The following is a 19,254-nucleotide window of genomic DNA, read 5'->3' as shown; positions in this document are numbered from 1 at the left end:
CACCGCCCTGTCCGGCTGTTACTGCGTCGGGGCGACGGTCAGCGTGAGCTGCCTGCGGCCCACGCGGCCTTCCTTGTCGGTGGCCTCGATCTCGATGACATGGCTGCCGCTCGGGACGACGACCGAAGGTGCGTCGATCCCGGCGGGTGTGATGAACGGCTTGATCCGCTGGGTGATGTCGATCGGCGGCTGGCGCCGGTAGAAGACGCGCACGGTCGCGGGGTCGATCGGAACGCCGTTGCTCGGCATGAAGCGCACGGCGAGGCGGAAGGGCTTGCCGTCGACGCCCTTGTCCGGGGTCGGCAGGGTGTCGATGCCGGGGCCGCGCGTCAGGTTGCGCGTGCTGGCCGGGGTCTTGGCCGCGGCCGGCAGCCCGGCTTCCTCGCGGGTGATGAGGTGGACCGGGTCGGCGGCTTGTGCCGCCGTCAGCATGGCGGCGGTGGCGAGAACGGCAGGCAGCATGTGCCGAGCGAGCACAGACTTCATCATCGTCCTATTTCACTCCCAGGATTGCGGCAATGAGACCGGCGATTGCCGAAATGGCGGTGCCGGCCATCAGGATGGTGGTTTCGATCGTCTTCAGCGTTTCCATCGGCACCTTGCCGTGGACGGCCTGCAGCCCCTTTCGCAGTTCCGGCAGCGAAACGAGGCCACGCGCGGTCAGCGCAGCCTGCGTCACGCGCAGCAACATCCCCGAGAACATGGAAGCGCCGATGCTCAGCGCGTAGAACGAAGTCTCGCGCCAGGCTGCCGGCCCTTGCGGAAGGAGCGGTATGTTGTCGTGCCAACTCAGCAACGCGTTCATGGTCCCGACAGAAAAAATCGCGAAAGCGATGGCAACGCCGATATCGAAGGCGATCAGGCGTGGGCGGAGGCCGAAATAGATCAGACCCGTCAGGAAGGGGATCGCGATCGAGGACAGGCGCAGGGTCCAGAGCGGCAGGTCGAGCCAGAGGATGACCGCGCAATAGGCGAGCAGCAGCAAGACCAGGCCGAAGGGCAGCACCCAGAAGCGCCGGCGCGCGACCGGCAGGACGCGCGGCTCGGCTTCCCGCCAAGGCGCGGCAGGCTCGACGGCGGCTGCTCTTTGAGGTTCGGCCACCCAAGTGCGGGCCATTGCAGCGCGATCGTCCTCGGCGCTTTTCTCGAAGGCGGCGAGGCGCTGTTCCAGCGCGTCGAGGCGATGCAGCAGCGGCAGCACGGGGGTGAGGTCCCGGCCGCAGCAGCGGCACGACAGCACGCCCCGATTGAGCGCGGCATCGCAGTAGGGGCAGACGAACTGGTCCTGCACGGAAATCTCGCGCCTTAAGGGGCAAGCCGCGCTCAAAGCCATATCTGATCCGCCAGATCAAGGTGTTTGGCGAAATTCCGTAAGGTAATATCGATGCAGGCCGCCGAATTTCCGGCTCGAATTCTACTTTCGTCTATATCTTGGCCTTGGTTGCCTTGAACGTCATCCGGTGCGGATTGTGCCCGAAGTTCTTCGGTTGCTGCACATCGGCGAAGCCCGCTTCACGGATCAGGGCAGTGATCGCGTCCGCGGTATAGGTCGAAAGGCCGTATTGCGCCCTGAGCTTGCGATAGTCCGAGAAGACGGTCCGGATGAGGCCGCCGAGGGCCGCCAGCAGGAAGCCGCCGCGCCAGGCGAAGGCGAGCAATTGCGAGGCGTCGGTCAGGGGGCTGACATCGGGCGGGATGATGTCGGCGACGACCAGTGCGCCACCCGGCTTCAGCCGGTCCCGCCAGATTTCGAGCAGCGCCTTCAATTCGTCGCGCGAGAGATACTGGAGCAAGGAGTTGGCGACCACGAGGTCGAGCGAGGCCGGGGGCAGGGCCTCGACCTCTTCCGGCGAGACCACGACGATATTGTCCTTGCGGCCGAACTGCGCGCGCAGCTTGTCGCGAACGGTCGGCGCCGCCTCGCAGAGATAGAGCCGCCCACAGGATGCGGCGACGCGGCCGGCATCCAGCGCCTCGCCGCAGCCATGGTCGAGGACGACGGCGTCGCCGGCCGGGATATGGGCGATGAGATCGGTCGCGATGGCGCGGTAATGCAGGGCCTTGTGGCGTGGCGAGACGTAGATCGAATGCTCGCCATTCCAGAAATCGCGCCAGGACATGTGTTCGGTCGACCCTCGGGTTGCAGCGATGTTCGCGATGACTACGCATAAGCCGGGTGGCTCTGCAACAGCCGGGCTTTCGAGGCCGCGGCGTTTCGGCTTTAGTTGTCGCTTCGTCCGGATGTCGAATCGAGACGAGGAGCGCCCATGCTGCTGCTGCCGCGATTGCTCAAGCGGTTCGTCCGCCACGGTCGCCTGACGGTCATCACGCCCGACGGCAAGAAGCATGTCTTCGGCTCGGGGCCGGCGGAACTGCTCTTCGCCGGCGTCACCAAGACCGCGCCTTCCGTGACCGTGCGTTTCCACGACAACCGCGTCGAGCGCGAGCTCTTCCTCAATCCCGAGCTCGCCCTGGCTGAAGGCTATATGGATGGGCGGATCGATTTCGAGGAAGGCACGATCCACGATCTGCTGACGCTGTTCTGGCTGCAGCGCCGCGAGATGCGCAAGGACCCGCTGCAGCAGGCGATCCGCAAGGTGCGCTTCAAGATCCGGCGCTGGCGGATGCATAACCCGCTCGGCGTCGCCGGCAAAAAGGTCAAACATCACTACGACATCCCGACCGATTTCTATCGGCTCTGGCTCGACGAGACGATGACCTATTCCTGCGCCTATTGGCACAGCCCCGATGTTGGGCTGGAGAACGCGCAGAAGGCGAAGCTCCGCCATCTCGCCGCCAAGCTCAGGATCGAGCCCGGCATGAGCGTGCTCGATATCGGCTCGGGCTGGGGGGAGCTTGCGATCTACCTCGCCAAGGCCTGCGGCGCGAAGGTGACCGGGCTCAACGTCTCGCCGGACCAGATGGCGGCGGCCCAGAAACGGGCCGAGGCGGCCGGCGTCGGTGATGCCGTCACCTTCATCAACAAGGACTATCGCGAACTCGGCGGTACGTTCGACCGCGTCGTCTCCGTCGGCATGATGGAGCATGTCGGCGTTGCGCATTACGGCGAGTACTTCGGCAGGATACGCGACCTGCTGACGCCGGACGGGATCGCGCTCGTCCACTGTATCGGTCGCGTCGGGCCGCCCGGCTTCACCGGGCCGTTCTTCGATAAATACATCTTCCCGGGCGGCTATGCTCCGGCTTTGTCGGAGGTCTTCGCGGCGCAGGAGCAGACGGGTTTGTGGGCGTCCGACTGCGAGTTCTGGCGCCGCCACTATCATTGGACGCTGGAGGCTTGGCGCGAGCGCTTCATGGCCAAGCGCGACGAGGTCGTCGCGATGATGGGCGAGCGCTTCGCCCGGATGTGGGAATTCTACCTCTGCGCCTGCTCGATTTCCTTCGATATCGGCGGCGACATGGTGTTCCAGCTCCTGCTAGGCCAGCACAAGAGCGCCGTCCCGATCATCCGCGACTATATCGCGGATGACGAGAAGGCGCTGGAGGCGAGAGGGTTCTGATCAGCGCTTGAGGTTGACGACGACGACCCCGGCGAGCGCCATGGCGCCGCCGATCAGCCCGAAGATCGTGGGGATTTCCCCGAGCCAGAGGAAGCCGATCAGCATCGCCATCGGCGGCACGGCATACTGGAAATTCGAGGCGCGGGCGGCCGGCAGGCGCGAGAGGGTGATCGCCCAGGTGCCGTAGGCGATCAGGCTCGGCACCACCGCGAGATAGACCACCGACCAGAACGAAATCGTGGGGGCGACCTGTGCCTGCTCGATCGCCGAGGGCAGGAAGGGCAGCAGCACGAAGCCGCCGATCGCCATGTTCCACGCGGCGACATGGAGCGGCTTGTAGCGGGCGAAGAGCGGCTTCTGCACGACCGTGGTGATGGCATTGCAGAAGGCCGCGCCGAGGATCAGCAGCACGCTGATGCCGATTTCGACGTCGAGCCCCTTGCCGAGCGCGATCACGCCGATGCCCGCGAAGGAGATGGCCGTGCCGAGCCAGGCGGTGAGGCTGAAACGCTCGCCCAGGATCATCATGGCAAGCACGGCCGTCATGATCGGGTTGGTGTTGATGATGAAGGCGGCGGGGCCGGCCGGCACGACGCGCTGGCCGAAATTCAGCAGCAGGGCGTAACCAGCGATGAAGATCACGCCGCCGACGAGGAAGCGCCAGATGTCGCCAAGCTCGGGCAGCTTCGCCCGCGTCGCGATGAGAAAGAGCGCGGCCGGGCCTCCGGCGAGCGCGAAGCGCAGCGCCGCCATCTCGGCCGGGCCGAAGCCGGCGAGGCCGGCGCGGATCGCCGGGAAGGAGGAGGCCCAGGCCATGACCGTGAAGGTCACGGTGAAGACCAGCGTCGGGTCGAGGCGCTGGGAGCCTGAGGCGGTCAGCGCGGGGGAGGCGCAGCTTGAGGAGGACATGGCGTCGATCCATCGATGACGAGAAGTTGCCCCCGATAAGCGCCTCGGCGAGCTGATTGACAAACGAACAATTCGCGCATGAGCTGTGAGGATGGATCACAGCTCGAACCTGCCGCCGCTCGACACCCTGCGCGCCTTCGAGGCGGCTGCCCGGACCGGCAGCTTCTCCGCCGCCGCCGAGGCGCTGAACCTGACCCATGGCGCGGTGAGCCGGCAGATCGCCAAGCTCGAGCATTGGCTCGGCCTGCGCGTCTTCCTGCGGCAGGCGCGCGGCGTCTCGCTGACGCCGGAAGGCCAGCGCCTGCTCCAGCGCACGCAGGAAGCCTTCGCGTTGATCGCCGATAACTCCGAGCGCTGGCGCGAGGCGCGGGGCGCTTCGGTGGTCAGGGTCAGCGCGCCGCCTTCGGTCTGCGCGCTCTGGCTGATGCCGCGTTTGGCCGTGCTGGAGGCGGGGACGCCCGCGCTGCGGATCGTCCTGCAGGTCGAGCATCGCAAGGTGGATTTCGAAGAAGAGGGCGTCGATCTCGGTATCCGTTGCGGGCGCGGCGGCGCGCCGGACCGGCTCTCGCTCAAGCTGTTCGAGGAGTGGTGCTTCCCCATCGCCTCGCCGCAGCTTGCCGAAGTGATCGGGGAGGGCGCGCCGGAGCGCCTGCTGGCTCAGCCGTTGATCCACGACTCGGATGCCGCCGGCTGGAAAGCGTGGTTCGCGGCGCAGGGGCTGGACTATCGCCCGCGCCCGCAGGATCGGCGTTTCGAGGACTACAATCTCGTGCTGGATGCCGTCGCGCATGGGCTTGGCATTGCACTGGCGCGCCCGCCTCTGGCACGCGAGCAGCTGGCTGTGGGACGGATCGTCAGGGTCGATGAACGCGAGGCCCTGAACCCGGTTTCCTACTGGCTCGACCGGCCGCTGGGCGCGCTTCGGCCGTCGGCGGCGGCGCTGGCTGAGCGGATCGCGCTGGAAGCGGGCGCCGATCGTGGAGAGATCGCGGCTTTTCTCAGCCAGGAAGCCAGAGCGGCCTGACGTCTAGGTTCCGCGCAAGCTGTGCCGCGGCGCTGCGAACTCGCCGCGCTGGCTGGCGCGGGCCATCTCGAAACTGTCGGCGATGCGGCGCGCCCGGACGATGAAGGCCTGTGCGATATCGGGCGGACAGACCTCATGCGCCGTGATCTCGAACAGGTCGAGCCAGCGGTCGAAATGCTTGCCTTCCAGCGGCAGGATCAGATGCGGGCGCATCGGGCGGCCATCGTAGCGGCCGGTGCGCAGCATCACGCCGCTCCAGAAATCGGTGATCTTGCCGATATGGTGGTCCCAGTCCTCGACCGCCGCCTCGAAGACCGGGCCGATCAGCTTGTCCTCCCGAGCCCGCGCATAGAAGGTGCGGACGAGCTCCGCGATCATCGGCTCGCGCAGGTCGGGGTGGGCGGCGCCCGGGTAGAGCAGGGGATTGTCGGTCATCGCAGGAGCATTCGTGATTTTCTACATTGTCTTCGGGTGGGACGGCGAAGGCTAGGCCTGCGCGACCTCTGCGACCTTGTGAGGCAGGGCGGCGGCTGACGGCGCGGCTTCAAGATGGCCGTTCTCCAGGAACAGCCGCATCTCCTCGGCCAGCGCGAAGAAGCGGTCGCGCACCGCCTTGGCATGCGGATTGGCGCGCTCGATCGCCATGAAAACGTTCGGTGCGTCGTAGCGCACCATCTCGGTCGCCTGCATCAGGAGGTCGAAGCTCGCCGTAGTCATCGTCCGGGGCAGGGGCTCCATCCGGACCAGGATCTTGGCGATGAGATGGGTCAGGCCCTGCACCATCGCAACCTCGCGGTCATGGGCGTCGGCCGTGGTGACGATGACCTTCAGCTTGAGGACATGGCGCAGGAAGGCGGCGATCCGCGGCGTGCTTTTCCCTCTGATGGGGCACAGCGCGATCTTTAGGCCGGCGAGCCCGTTGCGGGCGCTCTGCGGGCCGAAGAGCGGGTGCGTGCCGATGATCTCGACATCGTCGGGCAGCGCCGCCTGCATCGCGCGGGCCGGGCCGATCTTGACCGAGCCGACATCGAGCACGATCGCGCCGGCCTTGAGATGCGGACGCAAGGTCGTGATCGCCTCGGGGATGGACGGGACGGGCACGGCGAGGATGACGAGGTCGCAGGCTGCGACTTCCGCGGCGGTGGCAGGCTGCAAGCCTTTGCCGCTTGTATTGGCTGCAGGCGCGTTCCCGGGATCGCAGACCCGCAAGGCGAAATGCGGCTGGAGATGGCGGGCCATCAGGCGGCCGAAGGCGCCGAAGCCCATGATGCCGATGGTGGAGATGGTTCTGATCTTGGAGGACATCGTTTTCGCTCGGTGGTGAGCCGCGATGCCGGGTGATCTGCCTGAATTCAACCGCCAGCGCGGCGGTTGAACATGGGAATGCCACCGCCTCTATGAGGACGGGGCGTAATAGCCGTGAAGGAAGGCGAGCAGGCTGATCATGGTTCGCTTAAAGCGCGCGAGGCCGGCGCTTGTCAATCGAGCGGGGGCGAATAGGCGGTCAGCGTCATCAGGCGGTCCTCGATCGCGCCGACCATGTCGCCCTGCTCGATCTTGGTGACGCGCTTGATCTCGATCCATTCGGGATCGGCCATGAAACTCGCCCAGGCCGCCGCCTTCGTCTCGGCATCGGGCCAGGCGAGGATATAGGCGAACTCGGTGCGGGCGGCGCTGGCCGTCTCCCACATCGCCATGATCCTGAAGCCGTGGCGCGCCATGATGCGGGCGGCATGGTCGCGGAAACGGGCATGGAAGGCCGCCTTGTTGCGCTCGAAGATCTCGTAGATGCGCAACTGGTGGATCATGCCCGTCTCCTTCGGCATCAGGACGGCCCTCAGGCCGCCTTCTTCGCCTTCTCGGCCGCCATCAGCTCGGTGAAGCGGATGAAGAGGTAGTGGCTGTCCTGCGGGCCGGGCGAGGCTTCCGGATGGTGCTGGACGCTGAAGGCCGGGCGGTCGGTGAGCGCGATGCCGCTGTTCGAGCCGTCGAAGAGAGAGACATGGGTCTCGATCGCATGCGCGGGCAGGCTCGCCGGATCGACCGCGAAGCCGTGGTTCATCGAGACGATCTCGACCTTGCCGGTGGTCTTGTCCTGAACCGGGTGGTTGGCGCCGTGATGGCCCTGCTTCATCTTCATGGTCTGGCCGCCGATGGCGAGCGCCATCATCTGGTGACCCAGGCAGATGCCGAAGGTCGGGACCTTCCGGTCGAGCAACTGCTTGATCACCGGCACGGCATATTCGCCGGTCGCGGCCGGGTCGCCGGGGCCGTTGGAGAGGAAGATGCCGTCGGGATTGAGCGCGAGGATATCCTCGGCGGTCGCCGTCGAGGGCACCACGGTGACGTCGCAGCCGGCCTTGGCGAGCAGGCGCAGGATGTTGCGCTTCACGCCGTAGTCGATGGCGACGACCTTGAACTGGCTGCTGTCGCGCTTGCCGTAGCCGGCCGGCCAGATCCAGGGCGTCTCGTCCCAGTCATAGCGCTGCGCGGCGGTGACCAGCGGAACGAGGTCGAGGCCTGCCATCGAGGGCAGCGCGGCCGCCTGCTTCTTGAGGCGCTCGATGTCGAAGACGCCGTCCGGGCTATGGGCGAGGATGGCATTCGGCATGCCGTTGTCACGGATCAGTGCGGTTAGCGCACGGGTGTCGACGCCGCAGATGCCGACGATGTTGCGCGCCTTGAGCCAGGCGTCGAAATGCCGGTTGGCGCGCCAGCTTGAGGGCTCTGTGATGGCGGCATGGAGCACGCAGCCGCGCACGCCGGACGAGGCGGCGGCGTTCACCGTCTCGGTGTCCTCCTCGTTCACGCCGACATTGCCGACATGCGGGAAGGTGAAAGTGATGATCTGCCCGGCATAGGACGGGTCGGTCAGGATTTCCTGATAGCCGGTCATCGCCGTGTTGAAGCAGACCTCGCCCGGCGCCTCGCCGATGGCGCCGAGGCCGAAGCCTTCCAGCACCGTGCCGTCGGCCAGCACGAGGAGTGCGGTCGCGTGCGGTTCTGTCCAGCCGCCTGCGGCGGGGTTTCCTTCGGTGGCGGTCATGTCTATGTCTCGATCCAGGCCGCGCCAGCGGCAAAATGCGGGGGCGGGGCTGCAGCAATCCACTCCGCCGGTCTGGAACGCGAGCCTTAAAGAGCCGGGCCCGGCCCGTCAATCAAAGCCGGCGCAGGCCGCACAAAAGAAAAAGGAACAACGAGATGACGAGCCTGCGCGAGCGCTTCACGGCCGACATGAAGGAAGCGATGAAGGCCGGCGAAAAAGCCAAGGTCGCGGCGATCCGCCTGATCAGCGCCGCGCTGAAGGAAAAGGATATCGAGGCGCGCGGCGCCGGCAAGGGCGAGGCCTCGGCCGACGAGATCCTCGGCGTGCTCCAGAAGATGATCAAGCAGCGCCAGGAATCGATCGCGATCTACGACGCCAACAACCGCCCGGAGCTGGCCGAGGGCGAGCGCGTCGAGGTCGCGGTGATCTCGGCCTATCTGCCGAAGCAAATGTCGGACGACGAGGTGAAGGCCGCGATCGACAAGGCCGTGGCCGAGACCGGTGCAACCGCCGTCAAGGACATGGGCAAGGTCATCGGCGTCCTGCGCGCGGCCTATGCCGGCCAGATGGATTTCGGCAAGGTCAGCCCGATGGTGAAGGCCGCACTCGGCGGCTGAGCGTCTCGCGGCGACCGCCTTTCGAGGTTGCCCGCCATCACTGTGAATCACGGTTGAAAGCCAGCCGCCGGCGCGATCGGCGGTTGGCTTTCGGCTTCTGCAGGTCCACATAAGGTCGATGAAATTCCCGCCCTCCGTCCTTGATGAGATCAAGGCGCGGCTGCCTGTCTCGGCGGTCGTGGGCAAGCGCGTGCGCCTGCAGAAGGCCGGTCGCGAATGGAAGGGGCTCTCGCCTTTCAACGCCGAGAAGACGGCCTCCTTCTTCGTCAATGACCAGAAAGCCTCGTTCTTCGATTTCTCGTCGGGCAAGAACGGCGACATCTTCAAGTTCGTGATGGAGACCGAAGGGCTCTCCTTCCCCGAGGCCGTCGAGAAGCTCGCGGCCGAGGCCGGCGTCATCCTGCCGAAGATCACGGCGGAGGCGCAGGTTCAGGAGGAGAAACGCAAGGGGCTGCACGAGGTCGTGGAGCTCGCGGCGCAGTTCTTCGAGGCTGAACTGATGGGCGATCGCGGCGGCGGCGCCCGGCGTTATCTCGCGACGCGCGGCCTCGACGGCGAGGCGCGCACGCGCTTCCGCCTCGGCTACGGCCCGGTCGATCGGTTCGCGCTGCGCGACCATCTGGCGGGGAAGGGCGTTCCGGCCGAACTGATGATGGAGGCGGGACTGCTCGTGCATGGCGAGGAGATCGCCGTGCCCTATGACCGCTTCCGCGACCGGGTGATGTTTCCGATCCATGATTCCCGCGGGCGGGTCATCGCCTTCGGCGGGCGGGCCATGAGCTCGGAGGTCGCGGCGAAATACCTGAACTCGCCGGAGACGCCGCTCTTCCACAAGGGCTCGCTGCTGTTCAACCATCATAACGCCCGCAAGGCGTCGCACGACACCGGGCAGGTCGTCGTGGTCGAGGGCTATGTCGACGTCATCGCGATGTCGCTGTCGGGCTTCCCGCAGACGGTGGCGCCGCTCGGCACGGCGCTGACCGAGGACCAGCTCGGTCTGCTCTGGCGCATGGCCGACGAGCCGGTGATCTGCCTCGACGGCGACAAGGCCGGCCGCAAGGCCGCGAGCCGGGCAATCGACCTGGCCTTGCCGATGCTGGAGCCGGGCAAGTCGCTTTCCTTCGCTCTGCTGCCGGACGGGCAGGACCCGGACGACCTCGCTCGCTCGGGCGGGCGGCAGGCGATCGCGGAGGTGGTTGCGGCGGCGCGCCCGCTGGTCGACATGCTCTGGCAGCGGGAGGTCGAGGCCGGTCCGCTCGATACGCCGGAGCGCCGCGCCGCCTTCGAGCGGCGGCTGAAGGAACCGCTCGGGCAGATCCGCGACGAGACCACGCGCAAGCATTATCGTCGCGAGATGGACGAGCGGCTGGGGCAGCTCTTCGCCAGCACCGCGCCGGCGCGACAGGAGCGTGGCGGCGGAGGTGGAAATTTTCAGCGCAACCGGGGCGGATCGCCTCAGCGCGGTGGGTTCGGTCGGCAGGTGCCCCCCTGGCTTGCCGGTCCGCTCAAGGCTTCGAGCGCGGTGACACAGTCACGCATGCTGGCGAAGCTGCGCGGCGAGGACCAGCGCGAGGCCTTCATCCTGCTGGCGCTGGCGAGCCATCCCGATCTCATCCTGCGCTGCGCCGACGAGATCGCGGAGCTTTCGCTGGATGGGACCGCGGCCGAGCGTTTCCGGCAGGCGCTGCTCGATTCCGTCGAGGGCACGCTCGATCGCGAGGTGCTGGCGAATCGCTTGGCGCAGCCGCGGGTTCGGGAAGCGCAGGGCCACCTGATGGCGGTCACAGGGCCGGCCGAGCGATTAAAACTCGCGCAAGACGCTGATCCTGAATCGGTTTTCGACTCGATTCATCAGGCTCTCGTCTTGCATCATCGCGCGCGAACGCTAAATAGCGAGTTGAGAGCAGCCGAGCGCGCCTTGGCTGACGACGCGACCGAAGCCAATTTCGCCTGGATCAAGGACGTCAAGGCCCGCCTCGAGACGATCGAGGGTACCGAGGCCATGTCCGAGGATTGATCACCCAGCGATTGGTGGACGCGGGTCCATGCGCGCAAGCTGTCGGGTGGTTCACGATTCGTCAACGACGTCTGGTGCCATCTGCGAGCAATGATTTGGGTGGGTGAGCGCGCCGGACCTGCGGTCGCGCCGCCCTTTTATGCGTCGGTATATGGCTTTCTCGGTCATGGCCGGCGCGAGTGCGGAGCGCTGATTGATGGCGACTAAAGCGAGCGAACGGGAAAAGACCGATCAGGTCGTGCCGGATGCCCCCCCGACGACCGATGGCCCGTTGCTCGACCTGACTGATCAGGCCGTAAGGCGGATGATCAAGCTCGCCAAGAAGCGCGGCTATGTCACCTATGACGAACTGAACGAGGTACTGCCTTCGGAGGAATTCTCCTCCGAGCAGATCGAGGACGTGCTCGGCCAGCTCAGCGAGCAGGGCATTAATGTCGTCGACAACGAGGACCCGGAAGCCGCCGGCGAGGAGCGCGCTGCCCGCAAGGATGGCGGCGCCGACGAGGAAGAGCCTGAGGGCGGCGACATGGTCGACGCCTCGCGCCAGACCCTGCCGGTCGAGACCAAGCGCAATCTCGAGCCGACCGAGCGCACCGACGATCCCGTCCGCATGTATCTGCGCGAGATGGGCTCGGTCGAGCTGCTCTCGCGCGAGGGCGAAATCGCGATCGCCAAGCGCATCGAGGCCGGCCGCGAGGCGATGATCGCGGGCCTCTGCGAGAGCCCGCTGACGTTCCAGGCGATCATCATCTGGCGTGACGAGCTCGTCGACGGCAAGGTGCTGCTGCGCGACATCATCGATCTCGAGGCCACCTATGCCGGCCCCGACGGCAAGAACCCCGCCGTCGCCGGCGAGGAAGAGGCCGAGGAGAGCGAGCAGGCCGAGACTCCGGAGGGCGAGACCCCGCCGGACATGGACGACGACGACATGGAGAACAACGTGTCGCTCTCGGCCATGGAGGCCGAGCTCAAGCCGCGCGTGCTCGAAACCTTCAACGCCATTGCCGACGACTACAAGAAGCTGCGCCGCCTGCAGGACCAGGACATCGCGAACCGGCTGGAGAACACCAAGCTCTCGCCGTCGCAGGACCGCAAGTACAAGAAGCTCAAGGACGACATCATCACCGCGGTGAAGTCGCTCTCGCTCAACAACAACCGCATCGAGGCGCTGGTCGAGCAGCTCTACGACATCAACAAGCGCCTGATCGGCCATGAGACACGCCTGCTGCGCCTCGCCGAGAGCTATGGCGTCGGCCGTGAGGACTTCCTCAAGCAGCATGTCGGCGGCGAGCTCGACCCGAAATGGGTCCTGCGCGTCTCCAAGCTCGGCTCGCGCGGCTGGAAGGAATTCGTCGCGGCGGAGCTGGAGCGGATCAAGCAGCTGCGCGAGGAGGTGCACACGCTCGCCTCCGAGACCGGCCTGGAGATCCAGGAATTCCGCAAGATCGTGCTGATGGTCCAGAAGGGCGAGCGCGAGGCCCGTCAGGCGAAGAAGGAGATGATCGAGGCGAACCTGCGCCTCGTGATCTCGATCGCCAAGAAGTACACGAACCGCGGGCTGCAGTTCCTCGACCTGATCCAGGAAGGCAATATCGGCCTGATGAAGGCGGTCGACAAGTTCGAGTACCGCCGGGGCTACAAGTTCTCGACCTACGCGACCTGGTGGATCCGGCAGGCGATCACCCGTTCGATCGCCGACCAGGCCCGCACGATCCGCATCCCCGTCCACATGATCGAGACGATCAACAAGATCGTGCGGACCTCGCGCCAGATGCTGCACGAGATCGGCCGCGAGCCGACCCCGGAGGAGCTGGCCGAGAAGCTGGCCATGCCGCTGGAGAAGGTGCGCAAGGTCCTGAAGATCGCCAAGGAGCCGATCTCGCTCGAGACGCCGATCGGCGACGAGGAGGATTCGCATCTCGGCGACTTCATCGAGGACAAGAACGCGATCCTGCCGATCGATGCCGCGATTCAGTCGAACCTGCGGGAGACGACGACCCGCGTGCTGGCCTCGCTCACGCCGCGCGAGGAGCGCGTGCTGCGCATGCGCTTCGGCATCGGCATGAACACCGACCACACGCTCGAAGAGGTCGGCCAGCAGTTCAGCGTCACCCGCGAGCGCATCCGCCAGATCGAGGCCAAGGCGCTGCGCAAGCTGAAGCATCCGAGCCGCTCCCGGAAGCTGCGAAGCTTCCTCGACAACTGAGATAAAAAGAAGGGCGCCATCGGCGCCCTTCTTCGTTTCCCGCTCGACTTTGGTCAGCTCAGAGCGTTCGCGCCAGCGTGACCAGTTGCTCCCAGGCCGCGCCCCAGCCGTCGTGGAAGCCCATCTCCTCATGCTGCTGCTTGCCGGCGGCGTCCTTGTGATAGGCGCGGGCGATGTAGAGCGTGCCGGTCGCCGTCGGCTCGATCGTCACCGAGGCGGTCATGAAGCCGCCCTCGATCGGGCGGAAGCCCGGGCCGAGCGCGTCGGTGAAGAGCAGGAAAGTTTCCGGCACAACCGCCAGAACGCAGCCGTTATTGTCGTGCTTCTCGCCGTTCGGCCCTTCCATCACCGTGTGGAACTTGCCGCCGGGACGCAGGTCGAGCTCGCAGGCGGTCGTCTTCCAGGGCGCCGGGGTGAACCACTGCATCAGCAGCTTCGGCTCGGTCCAGGCACGCCAGACCAGGCGGGGCGGCACATCCGTCTCGCGCCGCAATTCGAGGTCGAGCGCCGGGTCGAAGGCGGTCGCATGCGTATCGGTCATCCGTTGTCCTCCTGATTTTTCAGTTGCAGCACCAGCCGGTCGAGCTGGTCGAGACGCCTGGTCCAGAGCGTGCGTTGCGCCTCCAGCCAATGCTCGGCCGCGGCGAGCGGTTCCGCCCGCAGGGTGCAGGTGCGCACCCGGCCGGCCTTGCGGGTGGCGACGAGGCCGCAATCCTCGAGCACCTTGAGATGCTGCAGGAAGCTCGGCAGCGCCATCTCGAAGGGCTTCGCCAGTTCGCTGACGGAGGCCGGCCCACGGCCGAGCGCCTGGACGACCGCCCGGCGCGTCGGATCGGACAGCGCGCGGAAGGTGTCGTCGAGGGCGGGCTGGGCTGCGACCATGCTCCTCGATAGCGTGCCGATAATACTTAGGTCAACGCCTAAGTTTTGAGAGCTGCTGACACGGCCTTGATCTTCGCTGCGGGAGAGGGCTTCCTGCGCATCACGTTTTTGGAGGCACCATGTCCCCTGAATTCCTGCTGACCTCGCTCATCATCGTCGCTTCGCCGGGGACGGGCGCGATCTACACGATCGCCGCCGGGCTGACGCGCGGTTCGCGGGCGAGCGTGCTCGCCGCCTTCGCCTGCACGCTGGGGATCGTGCCGCATCTGATCGCGGCGATGATGGGGATCGCGGCACTGCTGCATGCCAGCGCGCTCGCCTTCGCCATCGTGAAATATGCCGGCGTCGCCTATCTGCTCTACATGGCCTGGCAGACGCTCCGGGAGCATGGCGCGCTCAAGGTCGAAACCACAGCCGATGCGCGCTCGGCCTGGCTGGTGCTGCGCGACGGGCTGGCGCTCAACCTGCTCAACCCCAAGCTCTCGATCTTCTTCGTCGCCTTCCTGCCGCAGTTCATCGCGGCGAACGAGGCGAGCCCGATGGCGCGCATGCTGGAGCTTTCCGGCGTGTTCATGGCGATGACCTTCATCGTCTTCGCGCTCTACGGGCTCTTCGCCGCGGCGATGCGCGACAAGGTCATCGGCCGCCCAGTGGTGATGGCCTGGCTCAGGCGCAGCTTCGCCGCAGCCTTCGTCGCCCTCGGCGCCAAGCTCGCGCTGACCGAGCGCTGATGGCGCGGCAGACGATCCTGAGCGTCGAGACGCGCGGGCCGGGGCTCTACGAGTTCACCGACCGCGCCATTTCCTTCGTGAAGGCAAGCGGTGAGACGAGCGGGTTGCTGACGCTGTTCGTGCGCCATACCTCCTGCTCGCTCCTGATCCAGGAGAATGCCGACCCGGATGTGCGTGTTGATCTCGACGCGTTCTTCCGCAGGTTGGCACCGTCCGCGGATGATCCGGCGATGGCCTATCTCGCCCATCGCGACGAGGGGCCGGACGACATGCCGGCCCATATCAAGGCGGCGCTGACGCCGGTCTCGCTCTCGATTCCGGTGATGGGCGGGCGCCTCGCGCTCGGCACCTGGCAGGGCATCTATCTGTTCGAGCATCGCCAGCGGCCGCATCGGCGCGAGGTCGCCCTCCATCTCTCGGCGTGAAGATCAGGCCGGGGGCGCCACCACGAGCGCGACGAGGCGCCGGACGACCGGCAGGACCAGGAGCAGCGTCGGGAAGGCCACGACCCAGGACAAGGCCCAGGAGGCTGGCCAGGTCTGGAGGAACGCGGTGGTCGGGCCGAGCGCCTTCAGTGTCGAGATGCCGGAGACGACGAAGGTCATCAGCACGGACAGGAAGAACGGCATCACCACGCCGGCGTAGCGGGCGGGGAGGCGAGGGTAGGCAACGCTGGTCATGAGACAGGCTTTCGCAAGGGGCAGGTCGCTCGGACGCATCCGATACGGCTTGCGCCGAATGGATGCGTTGCCTGACGTGAGACGCTTACGAACGGGAGCGAAGCCCGATCGCGGCTGCATAGTCGATCGGAACGGGGTTGCCAAGCCGCCTACCGCGCCGCGAACATCTCAGGCTCCGGCAGCGGCTCCCAGGCCTCGCCCGCGCCGATGAAGCAGCTCCTGCCGGAGGGCGTGGTGGCCAGCAGCGTCCAGCTACCGGTCGGTCCGACATAGAGTTCGAACAACACGCCGCTCTCGGCCAACCCGCTGCCGATCATGCGTTCGCCGAAGGTGTCGTGCAGCTGGCCGACGACATGGTTGCGATCGGCGCAGGGCGGGCCGCGCGGCGAGGGGGACTGGGCGAGTACGGACGTCGCCAGCGTCGCGCCGGCCAAGCCCGCGATCATCAGGAATTTGCCGAGTGTCATGACCACCTCCCTGTCCGGAGGCAGCCGCTGGAGCGGCAGGATATCGGGAAGCCTTGCGGCTGCCCTGAACATTATCAATGTGGGAAGCGGCGAAACGTCCTTCAAGCAGCAGGGGCGATGGTGGGCTTCGCATTCTTCTGTCATGCGAAACAGCGCTCCCCTTGGCGCTGCTCCTGCCCTATACCGGGCCGTAAGCAATGCGGAGGCACCATGTCTTTCTTCAAGTCGCTGTTCGGGGGGCGCAAGCCGGCCGAGGACAAGCCTGCTGGCCCGGTCAAGACGATCGAGCACAATGGTTTCACGATCCATGCCACGCCCTACCAAGAGGCGGGCCAGTACCAGCTCTGCGGCGTCATCGAGAAGGTCGTCGACGGCGAGACGAAGAGCCATCGTTTCATCCGGGCCGACCGCTTTCCCGGACAGGCCGAGGCCGCCGACTTCACCCTGGTGAAGGGCCAGCAGATCGTCGACATGGAAGGCGACCGCATCTTCCGCTGAGCGGCTGATGCCGGGTGCCTGCCGCTGGCGCGCGGCAGGGCTGCCCCGCAGGCGCTTGCCCGGCGGATTCCAGTCGCTAAAGCTGCCCGGAGAAGAGCCATCTCCCAAGATATGGCCGCCGAGGAAGCATGTCCCAGGACGCCGACCGCTACCAACCCGATTCTTCCTATGCCTGGCTGAGGCTTGCCGTCGCATTGCTGGTCGGCACGATCGCCTGCGTCGGTTCCTGGTCGGTGGTCGTCGTGCTGCCGGCGATGCAGGGCGAGTTCGATACGCTGCGGGCCGGGGCCTCGCTGCCCTATACCTTCGCCATGCTCGGCTTCGGCGCCGGCAACATCATCATGGGTCGGGTCGCGGACCGCTACGGCATCATGGTGCCGATCGTGATGGGCGCCTTCCTGCTTGCCGCGGGCTATGCCGCAGCGGCGATGTCGCATTCGCTCTGGCAGTTCGCACTCGCGCATGGGTTGCTGATCGGCATGGGCAGCGCCGCCGGCTTCTCGCCGCTGATCTCGGATCTGTCGCACTGGTTCCGCAAGCATCGCGGCCTTGCCGTGGTCTGCGGTGCCTCCGGCAGCTATCTCGCCGGCGTGTTCTGGCCGCAGATCATCACCTGGGGCGTGGCCAACCATGGCTGGCGCGCGACCCATTTCGGCATCGCCGTCGTCACGCTGGTGGTGCTGCTGCCGCTCGCGCCGTTCTTCCGGCGCCAACCGACCGCTGCGACCATGGCCGCGGCGGAGGCGAGCAGCGCCGGGGCGCGCGGCGATCTCGGCCTCAGCGCCGGCCAGCTCCAGCTCCTGCTCTGCGTCGCGGGCTTCGCCTGCTGTGTCGCCATGGCGATGCCGCAGGTCCATATCGTCGCCTATTGCGGTGATCTCGGTTACGGCGTGGCGCGCGGCGCCGAGATGCTCTCGCTGATGATGCTGCTCGGCATCGTCAGCCGCATCGGCTCGGGCTTCGTCGCGGACCGGATCGGCGGCGCGGCGACGCTGGCGCTGGGCTCGCTGATGCAGGGCGTGGCGCTGTTCCTCTATCTCTGGTTCGACGGCCTGCAGTCGCTCTATGTCGTCAGCGGCATCTTCGGTCTGTTCCAGGGCGGCATCGTGCCGATGTACGCCGTCGTCATCCGCGAATACCTCCCGGCCAAGCAGGCCGGCATCCGGATCGGGCTGGTGATGTCGGTGACCGTGCTCGGCATGGCCTTCGGCGGCTATCTCTCGGGCGTGATCTTCGACTATTTCAGCTCGTACCGGATGGCGTTCCTCAACGGGCTCGCCTGGAACCTCGTCAATCTCAGCATCGTCTGCTGGCTGATGCTGCGGGCGCGCCGATCGATGCCGCCACTTCAGGTCGCGGGCTGAGAAGGGCGATAGGTGCCAAAGCACCAGACGTGGCCCTCGGGGTCCTTGCAAATGAAGTCGCGGCTGCCATAGGGCTGGTCGGTCGGCTCCATGCAGATCTGGGCGCCGGCCTTGCGAGCGCGTTCACAGCGTGCGTCGATATCGTCGGTGGCGATATAGGGCGAGGCGGTGGTGCCGCCGAGCTCGGCCGGGCGCGAGACAAGCTTGCCGAATTCGTTGCCCTCGGACGAACCGAGCATGACGAAGCTCGCCCCCATCCTGAGTTCGCCATGGAGGAGCGTCCTGCCGTCCTCCGAATAATAGGCAGCGTGCTTCTCGAAACCGAAGGCCTCGATCAGCCAGTCATACATGCGCGGTGCATCGGCATAGCGCAGCGAGATGATGATCATGGGCTCGGGTTTGGACGCATTGGCGCTGGGCATGGCATGAATCCCTGTTCGCGAGGCTTGCCGCGATTGTCGGCGAGATGGCCGGGCAGTGCAAAGCGCCCGCTTGCGTGTCCACCATGGCGCCAGCATCATCGGCTGAGCGGATTCCCCGCCTGCCTGAAGGACGCCCATGAGCCCTGCCACTGACGGACCCGAGGAAGCGCCGCGCGGGACGCTGACCGTGCGCACCATCGCCATGCCGGGCGATACTAACGCCAATGGCGATATCTTCGGCGGCTGGGTGATGTCGCGGATGGACCAGGCGGGCGGCATCGCAGGCGTCGACCAGGCGCAGGGGCGCGTCGTCACCATCGCGGTCGAGGCCATGACCTTCATCCGGCCGGTCAAGGTCGGCGACGTGCTGAGCGTCTATACCGAGATCGAATCCATCGGGCGGACCTCGATGAAGATCCATGTCGAGGCCTGGGCCAAGCGCTTCCGCACGACGCTGCACGAGAAGGTCACCGACGCCACCTTCACCTTCGTGGCGATCGACGAGGAAGGGCGGCCCCGGCCGGTGCCGAGAGGATCGGCCTGAATATTCGGCCCGATCCTCCCGGCTGTTTGATCGTGCATCGGCTTTTCGAAAAAACCGCGCTCCACTTTCGGGCCGATGCTCCCCTCAGAAGGTTGACGGGATTTAACCTCCCCTAACGTCAGATGAATCCCGCGACTGTCGGAGTGATTCAAAAGAATCCACTTTTAAGCGTTCTTTAAGCGCAATTGGAGGATGCTGCGCTCCAGACCGGGGGTACGCCTCGGCCGGGGGACTTCCATGGCCTTTCGACGCTGCATGCGGACCCAACCGCCTGGCTCATATGCCGGGGGAGGGAGGGGATTCGCGCATCAGTCTGATGATCGAGG

Annotated in this window: 23 protein-coding genes; 10 read left to right on the top strand and 13 right to left on the bottom strand. The window is 66.3% G+C overall.

What is annotated here, in order from left to right:
• Window positions 1-18: 18 nt before the first annotated feature.
• The 3 genes from FHT98_RS04720 to FHT98_RS04710 form a co-directional block, all read right to left on the bottom strand.
• Window positions 19-489 carry a hypothetical protein gene (locus FHT98_RS04720; RefSeq protein ID WP_142112769.1) on the bottom strand — a complete coding sequence of 157 codons (471 nt, stop codon included), beginning with the start codon at window positions 487-489 and terminating at the stop codon, window positions 19-21.
• Between the two features lie 4 nt (window positions 490-493).
• A complete protein-coding gene (locus FHT98_RS04715; RefSeq protein ID WP_142112766.1) occupies window positions 494-1,291 on the bottom strand; it encodes a hypothetical protein in 798 nt (265 codons plus the stop codon).
• A 133-nt stretch (window positions 1,292-1,424) separates the two neighbouring features.
• Entirely contained in the window at window positions 1,425-2,120 is a 696-nt protein-coding gene (locus FHT98_RS04710; protein ID WP_142112764.1) for a class I SAM-dependent methyltransferase, read from the bottom strand.
• A gap of 147 nt (window positions 2,121-2,267) precedes the next feature.
• Here FHT98_RS04710 and FHT98_RS04705 point away from each other — a divergent pair, with 147 nt between their 5' ends.
• Window positions 2,268-3,521, top strand: a complete 1,254-nt coding sequence (locus FHT98_RS04705) for an SAM-dependent methyltransferase (RefSeq protein ID WP_142112762.1) — start codon at window positions 2,268-2,270, stop codon at window positions 3,519-3,521.
• On the opposite strand, the gene FHT98_RS04700 is transcribed toward FHT98_RS04705, so the two are convergent.
• Window positions 3,522-4,430: a DMT family transporter gene (locus FHT98_RS04700; RefSeq protein ID WP_142112759.1), complete on the bottom strand. Its 909-nt coding sequence runs from the start codon at window positions 4,428-4,430 to the stop codon at window positions 3,522-3,524. It abuts the gene before it with no gap.
• Between the two features lie 91 nt (window positions 4,431-4,521).
• Here FHT98_RS04700 and FHT98_RS04695 point away from each other — a divergent pair, with 91 nt between their 5' ends.
• Complete coding sequence (locus tag FHT98_RS04695; RefSeq protein WP_142112757.1) at window positions 4,522-5,454, top strand: LysR family transcriptional regulator; 933 nt, start codon at window positions 4,522-4,524, stop codon at window positions 5,452-5,454.
• A 3-nt stretch (window positions 5,455-5,457) separates the two neighbouring features.
• Here the strand turns inward: FHT98_RS04695 and FHT98_RS04690 are convergent, their stop codons facing one another.
• The 4 genes from FHT98_RS04690 to carA form a co-directional block, all read right to left on the bottom strand.
• Entirely contained in the window at window positions 5,458-5,889 is a 432-nt protein-coding gene (locus FHT98_RS04690) for a group III truncated hemoglobin (protein ID WP_061969290.1), read from the bottom strand.
• Window positions 5,890-5,940: 51 nt separating this feature from the next.
• Window positions 5,941-6,759 carry a prephenate dehydrogenase gene (locus FHT98_RS04685; protein ID WP_142112755.1) on the bottom strand — a complete coding sequence of 273 codons (819 nt, stop codon included), beginning with the start codon at window positions 6,757-6,759 and terminating at the stop codon, window positions 5,941-5,943.
• A 173-nt stretch (window positions 6,760-6,932) separates the two neighbouring features.
• Window positions 6,933-7,262 carry an NIPSNAP family protein gene (locus FHT98_RS04680; RefSeq protein WP_061970231.1) on the bottom strand — a complete coding sequence of 110 codons (330 nt, stop codon included), beginning with the start codon at window positions 7,260-7,262 and terminating at the stop codon, window positions 6,933-6,935.
• Between the two features lie 29 nt (window positions 7,263-7,291).
• A complete protein-coding gene (gene carA, locus FHT98_RS04675; protein ID WP_142112753.1) occupies window positions 7,292-8,500 on the bottom strand; it encodes a glutamine-hydrolyzing carbamoyl-phosphate synthase small subunit in 1,209 nt (402 codons plus the stop codon).
• A 155-nt stretch (window positions 8,501-8,655) separates the two neighbouring features.
• Between carA and FHT98_RS04670 the strand changes: the two genes are divergently transcribed.
• From FHT98_RS04670 to rpoD, 3 genes are all read left to right on the top strand, one after another.
• Window positions 8,656-9,117, top strand: coding sequence for a GatB/YqeY domain-containing protein (locus FHT98_RS04670; RefSeq protein ID WP_142112751.1), 462 nt, complete (start codon window positions 8,656-8,658; stop codon window positions 9,115-9,117).
• Between the two features lie 118 nt (window positions 9,118-9,235).
• Window positions 9,236-11,134, top strand: a complete 1,899-nt coding sequence (dnaG, locus tag FHT98_RS04665) for a DNA primase (protein ID WP_091856355.1) — start codon at window positions 9,236-9,238, stop codon at window positions 11,132-11,134.
• A 196-nt stretch (window positions 11,135-11,330) separates the two neighbouring features.
• Window positions 11,331-13,340, top strand: a complete 2,010-nt coding sequence (gene rpoD, locus FHT98_RS04660) for an RNA polymerase sigma factor RpoD (protein ID WP_061969278.1) — start codon at window positions 11,331-11,333, stop codon at window positions 13,338-13,340.
• Between the two features lie 58 nt (window positions 13,341-13,398).
• Here rpoD and FHT98_RS04655 read toward each other — a convergent pair whose 3' ends face one another.
• The gene (locus FHT98_RS04655) at window positions 13,399-13,881 is read right to left on the bottom strand and encodes an SRPBCC family protein (protein ID WP_061969276.1); all 483 of its coding nucleotides are present in this window, start codon (window positions 13,879-13,881) and stop codon (window positions 13,399-13,401) included.
• On the bottom strand, window positions 13,878-14,222 hold the full coding sequence (locus FHT98_RS04650; RefSeq protein ID WP_142112750.1) for an ArsR/SmtB family transcription factor: 345 nt from the start codon (window positions 14,220-14,222) through the stop codon (window positions 13,878-13,880). The genes FHT98_RS04655 and FHT98_RS04650 overlap by 4 nt, the downstream gene beginning before the upstream one ends.
• 119 nt (window positions 14,223-14,341) lie before the next feature.
• Between FHT98_RS04650 and FHT98_RS04645 the strand changes: the two genes are divergently transcribed.
• Both FHT98_RS04645 and FHT98_RS04640 read left to right on the top strand, forming a co-directional pair.
• Complete coding sequence (locus tag FHT98_RS04645; protein ID WP_061969272.1) at window positions 14,342-14,953, top strand: LysE family translocator; 612 nt, start codon at window positions 14,342-14,344, stop codon at window positions 14,951-14,953.
• On the top strand, window positions 14,953-15,378 hold the full coding sequence (locus FHT98_RS04640; protein ID WP_142112748.1) for a secondary thiamine-phosphate synthase enzyme YjbQ: 426 nt from the start codon (window positions 14,953-14,955) through the stop codon (window positions 15,376-15,378). Before FHT98_RS04645 ends, FHT98_RS04640 begins: the two co-directional genes overlap by 1 nt.
• A 3-nt stretch (window positions 15,379-15,381) precedes the next feature.
• Here FHT98_RS04640 and FHT98_RS04635 read toward each other — a convergent pair whose 3' ends face one another.
• Complete coding sequence (locus tag FHT98_RS04635; RefSeq protein ID WP_142112747.1) at window positions 15,382-15,633, bottom strand: DUF2798 domain-containing protein; 252 nt, start codon at window positions 15,631-15,633, stop codon at window positions 15,382-15,384.
• A gap of 149 nt (window positions 15,634-15,782) precedes the next feature.
• Entirely contained in the window at window positions 15,783-16,100 is a 318-nt protein-coding gene (locus tag FHT98_RS04630; protein WP_142112746.1) for a hypothetical protein, read from the bottom strand.
• Window positions 16,101-16,310: 210 nt separating this feature from the next.
• On the opposite strand from FHT98_RS04630, the gene FHT98_RS04625 reads away from it, so the two are divergent.
• On the top strand, window positions 16,311-16,598 hold the full coding sequence (locus FHT98_RS04625; protein ID WP_061969263.1) for an HlyU family transcriptional regulator: 288 nt from the start codon (window positions 16,311-16,313) through the stop codon (window positions 16,596-16,598).
• A gap of 128 nt (window positions 16,599-16,726) precedes the next feature.
• The gene (locus FHT98_RS04620; protein WP_061969261.1) at window positions 16,727-17,962 is read left to right on the top strand and encodes an MFS transporter; all 1,236 of its coding nucleotides are present in this window, start codon (window positions 16,727-16,729) and stop codon (window positions 17,960-17,962) included.
• Here the strand turns inward: FHT98_RS04620 and FHT98_RS04615 are convergent.
• The gene (locus FHT98_RS04615) at window positions 17,947-18,384 is read right to left on the bottom strand and encodes a VOC family protein (protein ID WP_091856362.1); all 438 of its coding nucleotides are present in this window, start codon (window positions 18,382-18,384) and stop codon (window positions 17,947-17,949) included. The genes FHT98_RS04620 and FHT98_RS04615 overlap by 16 nt on opposite strands.
• A gap of 136 nt (window positions 18,385-18,520) precedes the next feature.
• Here FHT98_RS04615 and FHT98_RS04610 point away from each other — a divergent pair, with 136 nt between their 5' ends.
• Entirely contained in the window at window positions 18,521-18,928 is a 408-nt protein-coding gene (locus tag FHT98_RS04610) for an acyl-CoA thioesterase (protein ID WP_061969257.1), read from the top strand.
• Window positions 18,929-19,254: the final 326 nt, after the last annotated feature.

Source organism: Allobosea sp. AK1 (genome assembly GCF_006714945.1).
Classification (GTDB): Bacteria; Pseudomonadota; Alphaproteobacteria; order Rhizobiales; family Beijerinckiaceae; genus Allobosea; species Allobosea robiniae.
The sequence above is the reverse complement of the archived record's forward strand: the minus strand, read 5'-3'. Positions and strand labels throughout refer to the sequence as shown.